The following is a 12,104-nucleotide window of genomic DNA, read 5'->3' as shown; positions in this document are numbered from 1 at the left end:
CGCCCGAGGATGCCGCCCCATGTCGTTCGTGCTTGTCGACAAGCCGCGCCCCCACGTCACCCTGATCACGCTCAACCGCCCGGAGCGCATGAACGCGATGGCGTTCGACGTGATGGTCCCCTTCCGTGAGGCCCTGGAGCAGGTCAGTGCGGACAACGATACGCGGGTGGTGGTGCTCACCGGAGCGGGGCGGGGCTTCTGCTCGGGCGCGGACCTGGAGGGCGCCGGACGCGTCCCCGGGATCGGCGGCCTGACCCGCACGAGCATCGCCCGGCGCTCGATGGGGATCCTGGACGACGTGATCACCGGGCTGCGCAAAATGCACCAACCGGTCATCGGCGCGATCAACGGGCCCGCGATCGGCGGCGGTTTCTGCCTGGCCGTCGCGACCGACATCCGCATCGCCGCGCCGTCGGCCTACTTCCGCGCGGCGGGCATCAACAACGGCCTGACCGCGAGCGAGCTCGGGATCAGCTACCTGCTGCCGCGCGCGATCGGCGCGTCGCGGGCGTTCGAGATCATGCTGTCCGGGCGCGACGTGCCGGCCGAGGAGGCCGCGGGCATGGGCCTGGTCTCGCGGGTCGTCCCGGACGACGAACTGCCGGCCGCCTGCTTCGACCTGGCCGACCGGATCATCGGCTTCAGCCGCGTCGGCGTCGAGGTCACCAAGCGCATGCTGTGGGCGGGCTTGGAGGCGGGCAGCTTGCAGGCGCACATGGACGCCGAGGGCCACGCGCAGTTGTACGTGCGGCTCACGACCCGCAACTTCGAGGAAGCGGTCGAGGCACGGAAGGAGAAAAGGGTTCCGGATTACCGGGATTGACGGAACATCAGGCCGGTCGCCCGCGCCGGCCCGGATACCGGAGACGGCCCGCCCGGGACGCTCCCCTCAACTGCGCAGATACTTCAGCACCGCCATGACGCGGCGGTGGTCGTCGTCCGACGGCGGCAGATCGAGCTTGGTGAAGATACCGCCGACGTGCTTTTCGACCGCCCGGTCGGTGATGCGCAGCGCCTTGGCGATCGCCGCGTTGGAGCGGCCTTCCGCCATGCGCGCGAGGACTTCTCGTTCGCGCGGGGTGAGTCTGGCGATGGTGTCCACGCGGCGGTCGCCGCCGAGCAGTTGGCCGACGACCTCCGGGTCGAGTGCGGTGCCGCCCGCCGCCACGCGTGTGAGCGCGTCGACGAAGTCGCGTACGTCGACGACGCGTTCCTTGAGCAGGTAGCCCACACCGGCGGCGTTTTCGGCGAGGAGGCGTGCGGCGTAACGGGTTTCGACGTACTGCGAGAAGACCAGCACGCCCGTCTCCGGGTGTGTGCGCCGCATCTCGATCGCCGCGCGCAGGCCCTCGTCGGTGTGCGTGGGGGGCATGCGGATGTCGACGACGGCGACGTCCGGGCGGTGTTCGGCGACGGCGGCGAGCAGCCCGTCGGCGTCCGCGACCGCGGCGGCGACCTCGTGGCCGCGGTCGGTGAGGAGTTGGACGAGTCCGTCCCGCAGAACCGCGGCGTCCTCCGCGATGACGATACGCATGGTTCGATGGTCTCAGGCCTAAGTCACGTCGTGCGTACGGGAATCTCGACGGTCACCCGGGTCGGGCCGCCGACGGGGCTGTCGACGCGGAGGACGCCGTCGACCGTACGCACGCGCTCGGCCAGCCCGGCCAGTCCGCCGCCGTCTCGCACGCGCGCTCCCCCGCGGCCGTTGTCGTCGACGCCGACGGTCAGCGTGTCGCCGCGCCGGATCGCCGTGACCGCGATCTCGGTGGCGCCGCCGTGCCGGGTGGCGTTGGTGAGGAGTTCGGCGGCGCAGAAGTAGGCGATGGTTTCGAGCGCGGCCGGCGGGCGCCGGGCGATGTCGGTGTGCAATCGGACCGGAACGGCACATCCGGCGACCAGCGTGCCCAGGGCGGCGTCCAGCCCCTGGTCGAGCACGGGCGGATGGATCCCCCTTGCGAGGTCCCGGAGTTCGCCGATGGCGATGCGGGCGTTGCCGAGCGCCGAGTCGACGTGTGTGCGGGCCTTGCCCAGGTCGACGGACTGGCCCGGGTCCTCGGGGTCCAGTTGCTCCTGGGCCTGGCTGAGGTGCATCGCCAGGGCCACGATCCGCGCCTGGGCGCCGTCGTGCAGGTCCCGCTCGATGCGGCGCAAACGCGCGGCGGAGTCGTCGACCGCCAGGGCACGGGTCTCCTCCAGGTCGCGCACGCGTTCGGCCAACCTGATCGGACCGAGCAGCGCGCGCATGAGGCGAAGGTCGACACGGGTGACCAGGCGTACACCCCATGGTGCCGCGAGGAGCAGCACCAGGCCGGCCAGGACGATGGCGAGGATCTCCAATCCGCTGTCCATCGGGTTGTCGCCGAGCACGATGCCGGCGTCGTACACCCGGCCGGACTCGTCGGTCTGGTGGGGGTCGAAAATCGCCAGCAGGACCGGATAGGCCGCACAGACGGCGCCGACGGCCCACAGCCACCACGCGACGGCGATGCCGACGGCGACGATCGGAACCCGGACGACGAGGAAGGCCAGGCCGCGCCACCCTTCGGCATGGCCCAGTCCGGACCCCAGCCAGCCGAACGCTCCCGGCCGGGCCCGGAAGGGACGCGGCGCCGGAACGTCCTCGCGCAGGAGCATACGGGCCATCGCGCGGTGGATCCCGCCCTGGTACCGGGCCAGGAGGACGACACCCGCGAGCAGCGGCAGGCCGACGACGGTGATCGACAGCGGTACCGCGACGGCGACGCCGGCGACGAACACCACGAGGAGCACCACGGTGAGCAGGAACGCGGCGGTGACGTAGAGGAGTTCGCGCAGCGAGCGGAGCCGTGTCGGCTCGCGGAGGAGCCGAACGGGCAGGGAGCGCGCCGACCCGGCGGGCACGACGGCACGAGCACCGAGGCCGCCGGTCTTGGGATCGGCCGATACGCGGGTGGCCTGCCTCGGCTCGGGCCGCCGGGCGTCGCGGTGGTCGTCGGCGGAACGTGGCTGCTGCGGGTCCGGAACTTCGTACATGGACGACATCGTGCCCGTGACCCGCCGAGTGCCGACAGGGCGCGGACTCCCGCCACGGGGGTGCGGCCTGCCCCACCATCGAGGGACGGTCCGCTGCGTCCCCTCGGCTCCGCCCGGCCCCGGTCAGCCCACCCGCCCCCGCCCACGCAACCGCTCGACGTGCCCGCGCCGCCGCCGGCCGTCCGGCCATTCAGTCGGCCAGGAACCGCCGGAACAGGTTCTCGGTCGCCCGCTGGACACGGGGCTCCTCGAAGCGCGGATTGCCCAGTGCCTGGGACCAGCGGAACGTCCCGGCGGTGAACACCAGCCCGCCGGACTCGTTGCGGTGCAGAACGCTCTGCTGCTGTTGCCGCGCGCCGCGCGGGTCGCGGTACGGGGACTCGGCCAGGAACACCGACTCCCCGCGTGGCGTGGCCGCGCGGCCGTGGCGGCGGTCCGCTTCGCCGGAGACCATGTCCGCGAGGGTGTCTCCGTCCCGCAGTCCGGTGCCCTCCCAGAACCAGTGGGACGCCTCGCGCACCACGAGGGGGTGCGAGCCGTCGACGACGCTGACGTACTGAATGCCCAGCAACTCCTGCTCGGGGCGGTGCAGATCGCGCCACAACACGGTCGGGCCGGGCGCCGCACTGTCGGTGGACCATTCGGCGCTCTTGTTGCAGAACACCACGCGGTCGGCGGCGCCGTCGGCGGACGGCCTTATGCGCACGTGCCAGTAGATGTTGTTGGCCGCGAGGAACGCCGCGTGGACACCCGCAACCAGCGCTCGCTCCAACGTCGTTCGCATCTGCCACGACCAATACTCGTCGTGGCCGGGGAAGATGAGCGCCCGGTGACGGCCGGGGTCCACGCGTCCGTGGTGCAGGTCGAAGTCGGTTGCGTAGACCAGGTCGTAGCCACGTTGCTCGGCCCAGCGGATGAACGAGTGGTTCAACTCGAAGGCGTGCGGGAAACCGGCGCCGCTGTAGGGGCGGTCGAAGGACACCGCGCGGGCCTTGAGGTCTGCACTGGCCTTGCCGGTCGACGAATTCTGGCCGTAGTAGAGGCTGCGTCCGGTACGTCCGTCGATGGGGTACTGGTTGTACGCCTGACACGTCATCACCGGCAGAACGACGAGGAAGTCCCCGGCGCGTTCGGGTTCGGTGACGGTGAACTGGACGTAGTTGCGGAACCCTTCGGCGTTGGTCAGGACCGCGAAGTAGGCGCCGCCCGGCCAGTCGTGCGGGATCTCGGTCTCCCAGGTGTCCTCCCACGCGCACACCACCGCCCCGGACTGCGGGTCCTGATAAGCGGGTTCCTGGCGTTTGCCGGGGATGCCGTCGGCGCGTGCCATGAGCCGACCGGCGCTGCCGCCGTAGTACCCCAGGCGGTAGATCTCGACGGAGAACGGCTGGTCGCGGTCGACGGAGACTTTCAGGCGCAGCCGCCCGCCGGGCGGGATGCCGGCTTCGGTCGCGTAGCCCTTGATCTGGCCGATCCGGTCGGAGGCGGGCTTGTCGCCGATCTGCCAACCCCGGTCGCCGCGTTTGGCGTTCTCCTCGGCGATCATCCCCGGCCGGGCGGACAACGCGGCGCCCGACGGCACGGACGGCGCCGCAGGGCCGGGCACCAGGCTGCCGTCCGGGCGTGCGCTGTGGCCGAGGAACGCGAGCCCGGCACCGAGTGCCGCCGCGCCCAGGAACGCGCGGCGCGCCACGACGAACGCGGAGGCGGACTCAGGGACGGGCACGGGAGAATCGGCCGCGTCGTCGCCGACGACGGCGACCTCCGCCGACATCGCCGTCGTTGCGGACGCCCCCGATGACTCCGACACCTCGGGTGCCTCGGTGCTTCCCCCGGACTGCTGTTCCGGGGAGGCCTGTGAATCTCCCCCCGCCTCCCACACCTCGGGAGCACTTGCCGTCCCCGCCGCGTCCGCAGCCTTCGACGCCGCTGCCTTACGGGTGCAACTCGCCTCCGGGTCAAGGGTTGTCACGCGGCGTCACCCACTGACAGGGAGCATTCCCCGGATGTACCGGGGAGAGCACGGAATCCGGGCAGGCCGCGGAACCTGCCGCAGCGCAACAGGTCGCGGCCGTCGTACTGCCGCTGCCGGGAACCGGCGTCCGAGATCGGCTTCGGTCCGTGGGCCGACGTGGCAGCGGGCCCCCGTGTGCCGGGAGACACCTCGTGCGCGGCGGTGGGGCGCGAACGCATCGTGGACCTGACCTCCTCCGACCGGGCGAACGTCGTCGGCACCGCACGCGGATTCGCCCGTACCGACGTTGTCCGGATAAGCCCGTGCCACGGTTGCCGACGGCAAGCCTAAGCGTTGCGCGCGCCGTACCGGTTGGCGGGGCGACGCGCGGCAACTGCGTGTCGTTCAGACGGTGTTGCGGTGGCGACCGGGGGGTGTGTCCAGGACGTCCGCCAGTGCGTCCGCGAGCGCGTCGACCTCGTCCCGCCGCAGCCGCGCAACGGTGATGCGGACCGCCGGGCCGGTCTCGATCCGGAAACGTTTTCCCGGTGCCACAAGCCAGCCTCTGGCGAGGAGTTCGGCGACAGTGACCACTTCGTCGCGGACGGGGACCCACACGTTGATGCCCGAGCGCCCATACGCGGTGACGCCCCGCCGCGCGAGGGCGTCGACAAGCCACGCGCGGCGTTCGGCGTAGGCCAGACGGGCGCGTTCGACCTCGGCGGCGACCTGGTCCGACGTCCACGCCGCCGCGACCGCGTGTTGCAGCGCGTGGCTGACCCATCCGGGGCCGAGCCGCTGCCGTCCCGCGATGCGGCCGATCGTGGTGGCGTCTCCGGACACCACCGCGCAGCGCAGGTCGGGGCCGTACGCCTTGGCACTCGAACGCACGTGCATCCAGTGCGCGGTTCCGCCGGCCACCGGGGCGAGGTCCGGCCCCGCGATGGCGTTGCCGTGGTCGTCCTCGATGACGAAGACGTTCGGTCGGGCGGCGAGGACCGTGCGCAATTCGGCCGCGCGCGCGGGGGAAACCGCGGCGCCCTGCGGGTTCTGTGCGCGAGCGGTGAACACGAACGCGTGGGCTCCGGCGCGCAGCCCGGCCGCGACGTGGTCGGGGTCGGGGCCCTCGTCGTCGACGCGCACCGGTCGCGCGGTGAGGTTGAGCGCGGCCAGCAGGTCGAGGAAGTTGGCCCAGCCCGGATCCTCGACCAGCACGGTGTCGCCGGGCCGCAAGTGGGCCATGAGACCGCGTTCGATCGCGTCCAACGCGCCCGAGGCCGCGACCATGTGGTCGGCGGGCACGCCGTCGCGCGCGAACACCTCACGCGCGGCATCCGCGAGCGGCGGATAGAGCGAGGGGTGGTCGTACAGCGTCCGCCACGTCCGAGGGTCCGGGAACATCGGTGCGGGCAGGAGCTCCGGGTCCGGCTCGCCCGCGGCCAGCACACGCGTGCCGGGCGGCGCGGCGGGGCCTCGTGCGCTGCGCTCGGTCGCGGCGGGTCGGGGGCGCACACGGGTGCCGGCGCGGCCCTGTGTCTCGACGATGCCGCGCTCGCGTAGAAGCCGGTACGCGGCGGCGACGGTGTTCGGATTGACCCCGAGCCCGGCCGCGAGCGCACGGACCGGCGGCAGCGCGTCGCCCGGCGCGATCGTCCCCTGGTTGAGGTCGCGCTCGACGGACGCCGCGATCTCGGCGGCGGTACGCCCGGTCGGGGCCACGGCTTGTCCTCCTGCGTGCGGGCTTTCGGGACCGCACGGTACGCCACCGGGGCCGGTTTTCCGTTGACAGCCCTCACCCTCGCTGCCCTTATTGTACTAGCACTATAAACAATTTGAACTAGTACAAAGGAGCGCCATGGTCGCCACACCCGACCTCCCGCCCGTGTACGACCGCACGACGGCCACCACACCCACCCGCAATCGCGACCGCATGCACTACGACGCCGACACCGTGCACGCGATCCTCGACGAGGCCTTCCTCACACACGTCTCGTTCCAGGCGTCCGGGCGGCCACACGTCCTCCCGCTGATCTTCGGCCGCCACGCGAGCCGTCTCTACCTCCACGCCTCCACCGGCTCCCACCTCGCCCTCGCGGTGCGCCACGCCGGCGACGCGGGCCTGCCGGTCTCCCTCGCCGTCACCATCGCCGACTCCCTGGTCCTGGCCCGCTCCGCGATGCACCACTCGATGGACTACCGCTGCGTCATCGCCCACGGCCCGCTGCGCCGCGTCACCGACCCCGACGAAGTGGCCCTCGGCTGGCGCGTGTTGGTCGACCACCTGATCGCGGGCCGCTACGCCGACTGCCGTCCGCCGACGCCCCGCGAGACCGCCCAGACCGCGTTGTTCGCCCTGGACCTCGCCGACGTCGCCGCGAGGGTCCGTTCCCACGGCCTCTCCGAGGACGCCGCCGACCTCGGCCTGGACCACTGGGCCGGCGTCATTCCGCTGCGCACCACGCCCGGCACCCCACGCCCGGACGACGGTGTCTCCGCCGAGCCGCCCGCGTACCTCCGACGTTGGCTGTCCGCCCGAACGTGACCTCGACGGCCGCCCGGACCGATTGCCGTCGTCCGGGTTGGCCGATACGTTTCGCCTCCTGTTTCGCAATACCTTTCGAGGAGAAGAGGCGCGGCATGCACGGGGGAACGACGAGGGAACACCCGGTGGTTCGGCAACGCACGTGGCGCCGCTTCGCGGGCGCGGCGGTCGTGGGAGCCTCTCTGGTCACAGCGCTGTTGACGGGATGCTCATGGTCGGACGACGATGCGGGCGCCGCCGGCGGGGGCACCGCGGCCCCGAGCGGCACAGGCGCAAGCACGGCACCGGGGACCAGCGCGGACACGGGCATGGGCAACAACTCCGTTACCGTGCCCTCGACTTCCGGCCCGCCGTCGGCCGTGCCCTCGCGTTCGGCGCCCCACGCGACGCCTTCCCCCTCGTCCACCTGGCCCTCGATGCCCGAGGACTGGAACGCGTGGCGCAGCGAACCGCCGGGCCCCGTGGCACCGGACGTGGAGAGCGTCCACGCCGACTCGGTGGCCTGGCTCAACGACCTGGAGGAGACCTACGGCTCGGCGGAGGGCGCCAAGTGCTGGCCCGAACGGCCGACGATGTGGACCGACAAGTGTGCGCTGGGCGCTGCGAAAGCCGGTGAAGCGGCTCGGTCTTCGCTCCAACGCATCAAGCACGAGCCGGCGGGATACTTCACCACGCTGCGGGCGAATGCCGCCAAGGTCACGACTGCGGTGACGGCCTACCAATCAGGCAACTGCGCCTCGGTTCCTGCGAGTTCGGCAAAACGCGCGAAGTGTCAGGAGGCGGCGTACACCATCGCGCAGGCATACATCTACCTGCGCGCGGGCTTCAACGCGGCACTCGCCGGCCACTGACCTCCGACTTCGTCGGCGTCAGTGCCGTCCCGCCCCTCGGCCCGGCACCGTGATCGTGACGGTGTACGGGACAAGGCCGGCGGGACGCCCTGCCCCTGCGGGCGACCGAAGCCCTTGCCGTGCCACGGCCGGCCCGGAAGCGAAGAGGCGCTCGCCCCGACCACCCAGGTCGGGGCACGCCCTCCAGCCGCCTTGTCCTTATATCGATGTGTCACCGAGACGTGCGATCGGCGTATGCGTCGGCTTCCCCGGCTCCTGCGCTTGTGGGAACCGCGACCCCCCGACGGCGCGGGCCTGCGCCGGAGAGCGCCGAGGAATGGGTAGGGTGACCCCTGCCCTAATCCCGACCGGGGGAAGACGTGCTGATCTACCACTTCATGCACCGCGTCGTCGCGCCGACCTCGCGAGCGATTTGGCGTCCGCGTGTGGAGGGGGCCGAGAACGTCCCGCGAACCGGCGGAGTCATCATCGCGAGCAACCATTTGTCGTTCTGCGACAGCCTGGTGATCCCGATCGTCGCCCCACGCAAGGTGACGTTCCTGGCAAAGGCCGAGTACTTCGACGGCAAGGGGCTCAAGGGCGCCGCGAGCCGGGCGTTCTTCGAAGGCCTGGGCGCGGTCCCGGTGCCGCGCGAACAAAAGCGCGGCGCGATGGCCGCCCTGGAGGCCGGCAAGGGCGTGCTGGACCGCGGCATGGCGTTCGGCATCTACCCGGAGGGCACGCGGTCGCTGGACGGCCGCCTCTACCGCGGCAAGACCGGCGTGGCATGGCTGGCCCTGACCGCGAAGGTCCCGGTCGTCCCGGTCGGCGTCATCGACACCGACAAGGTGCAGCCGGTCGGCACGAGGATCCCGAAGCTGCGGCCCAAGGCCCTGGTCCGGTTCGGCGAGCCGCTGGACTTCTCGGAACACTACGGGCGCAAGGACATCGCCAAGGCCCGCCGCGAGATCACCGACGAGATCATGGACGCGATCCAGAAACTCTCCGGCCAGGAAGCAGCCGGCGTCTACAACGAACGCCCGCAGGACGCCTGACCGGCGCGCAAGCCCTCAGCGACACGAGGCGGCGCCGCAGCCCGCCGAACCGGCCGGCCCGCACCACCACACGCCGGCGGCGGTGCGGGTTCGCCCGTCACGTCCTACTTTCCCGCGTCATCACCCTTCACCGGCCACGCGGCAAACCACCCGCTCACCTCCGCCGACGCGAACAGGTGGCACGGGTCACCGACCGGTCGGCCTCGCCCGCTCACCGGCATGAGCGACGCCGCGCCGCCACGCGCAAAGTGAAGCCGCCGTCAGAAGTTCACGGCGTTCGACCGTTCCAGACCGGCGGCCGATCCGCCGCAATCTCGCCTCCCCCTCGACAACTTCCGCCCCACTGGGCACGGCGTTGCCTCCGGATCACCAGCGAGTCCGCTATACCGGAGATATTCGTCATATCCACTGCCACTCCCGCACAAGGGACCGGCACGCATGGAGGGGGTTCCGCCCATGTCGCAATTGGTACGGGCCGCGCTGGTGCAGGCGAAGTGGACAGGTGACGGCGCCTCGATGGTCGACGTGCACGAGGCGTATGCCCGTGAGGCCGCGGCGCAGGGTGCACGGATCATGGGGTTTCAGGAGATCTTCAACGGCCCCTACTTCTGCCAGGTCCAGGAGCAGGAGCACTACAAGTGGGCCGAGCCGGTCCCGGAGGGGCCCACAACCACCCGCATGTGCTCACTGGCACGCGAACTCGGGATGGTGCTCGTCGTCCCGGTGTTCGAGATCGAGTCGTCGGGCTTCTACTACAACACCGCGGCAGTGATCGACGCCGACGGCACCGTGCTCGGCAAATACCGCAAGCACCATCTGCCCCAGGTGAAGGGCTTCTGGGAAAAGTTCTACTTCCGGCCCGGCAACCTCGGGTGGCCGGTGTTCGACACGGCGGTGGGCCGTATCGGCGTCTACATCTGCTACGACCGGCATTTCCCCGAGGGCTGGCGGGCGTTGGGCCTCGCGGGGGCGCAGTTGGTCTACAACCCCTCCGCCACCAGCCGCAGTCTCTCGTCCCACCTGTGGCAGTTGGAACAACCCGCCGCGGCCGTCGCCAACGAGTATTTCGTCGCGGCGATCAACCGGGTCGGCGTCGAGGAGTACGGCGACAACGACTTCTACGGCACCAGCTACTTCGTGGACCCGCGCGGGCAGTTCGTCGGGCCGGTGGCGTCCGACCGCGACGAGGAACTGGTGGTCCGCGACCTCGACTTCGGCATGATCGACGAGGTCCGCGCGCAGTGGGCGTTCTACCGCGACCGGCGGCCCGACGCGTACGGCATCCTCACGGAGGGCTGACGCGATGGCGCGCACCCTGATCCGCGGCGGCCTGGTGGTCACCGCGGCCGACGAGATTCCTGCGGACGTCCTCGTCGACGGCGAGCGCATCGCGGCGATCGCCGCGCCCGAAGTCGCCGAGGCGTGGCTGCCGGACGCCGATCTGGTGCTCGACGCCACCGGGAGATACGTGATCCCCGGTGGTGTCGACGCGCACACGCATATGGAGATGCCGTTCGGCGGCACGGTCGCATCCGACACCTTCGAGACCGGTACGCGCGCGGCGGCGTTCGGGGGCACCACGACGATCATCGACTTCGCGATCCAGCAGGTGGGCGGCTCACTGCGGGCGGGGCTCGACGCGTGGCACGCCAAGGCGGCCGGCAACTGCGCGGTCGACTACGCGTTCCACATGATCCTCGCGGACATCGACGCGGCGGCGTTGAAGGAGATGAACCTCCTCGTCGCCGAAGGGGTCACCAGCTTCAAGATGTTCATGGCGTATCCGGGGGTGCTCTACAGCGACGACGGCCGCATCCTGCGCGCGATGCAACGTGCGGCGGAGAACGGCGCGTTGCCCATGATGCACGCGGAGAACGGCATCGCGATCGACGTGCTGATCGAGCAGGCGCTCGCGGCGGGCCGCACCGCCCCTCGCGTGCACGGGGAAGTGCGCAAGGCACTGTTGGAGGCGGAGGCGACGCACCGGGCGATCCAGTTGGCGCGGGTCGCCGGCAGCCCGCTGTACGTCGTGCACGTGTCCGCCGCGGAGGCGGTCGCCGAGTTGACCGCCGCGCGGGACCTCGGGCTGAACGTGTTCGGCGAGACGTGCCCGCAGTATCTCTTCCTGTCCACTGACGATCTCGCGCGTCCCGGCTTCGAGGGCGCGAAGTTCGTGTGCTCGACGCCGTTGCGGCCCGCCGAGCATCAGGCGGCGCTGTGGCGCGGGCTGCGCGGCGACGACCTGTCGGTGGTGTCGACCGACCACTGCCCGTTCTGCTTCGCCGGGCAGAAGGATCTGGGCCGCGACGACTTCTCCCGGATCCCGAACGGGCTGCCGGGCGTCGAGAACCGCATGGACCTGCTGCACCAGGCGGTGCTGGACGGCCACATCTCGCGCCGACGCTGGATCGAGCTCGCATGCGCCACGCCGGCTCGGATGTTCGGCCTTTATCCGCGCAAGGGAACGCTCGCACCGGGCTCGGACGCCGACCTGGTGATCTACGATCCGGCGGCCGAGCAGACGGTGTCCGCCGCGACGCACCACATGAACGTCGACTACTCGGCGTACGAGGGGCGGAAGTTGACGGGCCGGGCGGAGACGGTGTTGTCGCGCGGCACGGTCGTCGTCACGGGCGGCCGGTACGTCGGGCCGGCCGGACATGGCACGTTCCTGCCGCGCGCGACGTGCCAGTACCTGACCTGACCCGGCC

Annotated in this window: 10 protein-coding genes; 6 read left to right on the top strand and 4 right to left on the bottom strand. The window is 71.3% G+C overall.

Annotation, left to right across the window (positions count from 1 at the left end; genetic code table 11):
* Nucleotides 1-19 precede the first annotated feature (19 nt).
* A complete protein-coding gene (locus ACRX5W_RS28040; protein WP_436791136.1) occupies nucleotides 20-823 on the top strand; it encodes an enoyl-CoA hydratase in 804 nt (267 codons plus the stop codon).
* Nucleotides 824-889: 66 nt separating this feature from the next.
* Here ACRX5W_RS28040 and ACRX5W_RS28035 read toward each other — a convergent pair whose 3' ends face one another.
* The 4 genes from ACRX5W_RS28035 to ACRX5W_RS28020 form a co-directional block, all read right to left on the bottom strand.
* Nucleotides 890-1,534: a response regulator gene (locus ACRX5W_RS28035; RefSeq protein WP_436791135.1), complete on the bottom strand. Its 645-nt coding sequence runs from the start codon at nucleotides 1,532-1,534 to the stop codon at nucleotides 890-892.
* 23 nt (nucleotides 1,535-1,557) lie between these two features.
* Nucleotides 1,558-3,012 (bottom strand): sensor histidine kinase, encoded by a 1,455-nt coding sequence (locus tag ACRX5W_RS28030; RefSeq protein ID WP_436791134.1) that lies wholly within the window; start codon nucleotides 3,010-3,012, stop codon nucleotides 1,558-1,560.
* Nucleotides 3,013-3,202: 190 nt separating this feature from the next.
* Nucleotides 3,203-4,984, bottom strand: a complete 1,782-nt coding sequence (locus ACRX5W_RS28025; RefSeq protein WP_436791133.1) for a N,N-dimethylformamidase beta subunit family domain-containing protein — start codon at nucleotides 4,982-4,984, stop codon at nucleotides 3,203-3,205.
* Nucleotides 4,985-5,371: 387 nt separating this feature from the next.
* On the bottom strand, nucleotides 5,372-6,685 hold the full coding sequence (locus ACRX5W_RS28020) for an aminotransferase class I/II-fold pyridoxal phosphate-dependent enzyme (RefSeq protein ID WP_436791132.1): 1,314 nt from the start codon (nucleotides 6,683-6,685) through the stop codon (nucleotides 5,372-5,374).
* A 136-nt stretch (nucleotides 6,686-6,821) separates the two neighbouring features.
* Here ACRX5W_RS28020 and ACRX5W_RS28015 point away from each other — a divergent pair, with 136 nt between their 5' ends.
* The 5 genes from ACRX5W_RS28015 (at nucleotide 6,822) to hydA (ending at nucleotide 12,097) form a co-directional block, all read left to right on the top strand.
* Nucleotides 6,822-7,508, top strand: a complete 687-nt coding sequence (locus ACRX5W_RS28015; protein WP_436791131.1) for a pyridoxamine 5'-phosphate oxidase family protein — start codon at nucleotides 6,822-6,824, stop codon at nucleotides 7,506-7,508.
* A 416-nt stretch (nucleotides 7,509-7,924) separates the two neighbouring features.
* Nucleotides 7,925-8,359, top strand: a complete 435-nt coding sequence (locus ACRX5W_RS28010) for a hypothetical protein (protein WP_436791130.1) — start codon at nucleotides 7,925-7,927, stop codon at nucleotides 8,357-8,359.
* Nucleotides 8,360-8,718: 359 nt separating this feature from the next.
* Entirely contained in the window at nucleotides 8,719-9,393 is a 675-nt protein-coding gene (locus ACRX5W_RS28005; protein ID WP_436791129.1) for a lysophospholipid acyltransferase family protein, read from the top strand.
* Between the two features lie 456 nt (nucleotides 9,394-9,849).
* Nucleotides 9,850-10,692 (top strand): nitrilase-related carbon-nitrogen hydrolase, encoded by an 843-nt coding sequence (locus ACRX5W_RS28000; protein WP_436791128.1) that lies wholly within the window; start codon nucleotides 9,850-9,852, stop codon nucleotides 10,690-10,692.
* 4 nt (nucleotides 10,693-10,696) lie between these two features.
* Nucleotides 10,697-12,097, top strand: a complete 1,401-nt coding sequence (gene hydA / locus ACRX5W_RS27995; RefSeq protein WP_436791127.1) for a dihydropyrimidinase — start codon at nucleotides 10,697-10,699, stop codon at nucleotides 12,095-12,097.
* Nucleotides 12,098-12,104: the final 7 nt, after the last annotated feature.

The sequence above is a fragment of the Yinghuangia sp. YIM S10712 genome (assembly GCF_051388935.1).
Taxonomy (GTDB): Bacteria; Actinomycetota; Actinomycetes; order Streptomycetales; family Streptomycetaceae; genus Yinghuangia.
This window is presented reverse-complemented; position numbering and strand designations above follow the sequence as displayed.

Coding starts and splice junctions, on each gene's coding strand:
- ACRX5W_RS28040 (WP_436791136.1), top strand. CDS start 20: ATGTCGTTCGTGCTTGTCGACAAGCCGCGCCCCCACGTCACCCTGATC.
- ACRX5W_RS28035 (WP_436791135.1), bottom strand. CDS start 1,534: ATGCGTATCGTCATCGCGGAGGACGCCGCGGTTCTGCGGGACGGACTC.
- ACRX5W_RS28030 (WP_436791134.1), bottom strand. CDS start 3,012: ATGTACGAAGTTCCGGACCCGCAGCAGCCACGTTCCGCCGACGACCAC.
- ACRX5W_RS28015 (WP_436791131.1), top strand. CDS start 6,822: ATGGTCGCCACACCCGACCTCCCGCCCGTGTACGACCGCACGACGGCC.
- ACRX5W_RS28010 (WP_436791130.1), top strand. CDS start 7,925: ATGCCCGAGGACTGGAACGCGTGGCGCAGCGAACCGCCGGGCCCCGTG.
- ACRX5W_RS28000 (WP_436791128.1), top strand. CDS start 9,850: ATGTCGCAATTGGTACGGGCCGCGCTGGTGCAGGCGAAGTGGACAGGT.
- hydA (WP_436791127.1), top strand. CDS start 10,697: ATGGCGCGCACCCTGATCCGCGGCGGCCTGGTGGTCACCGCGGCCGAC.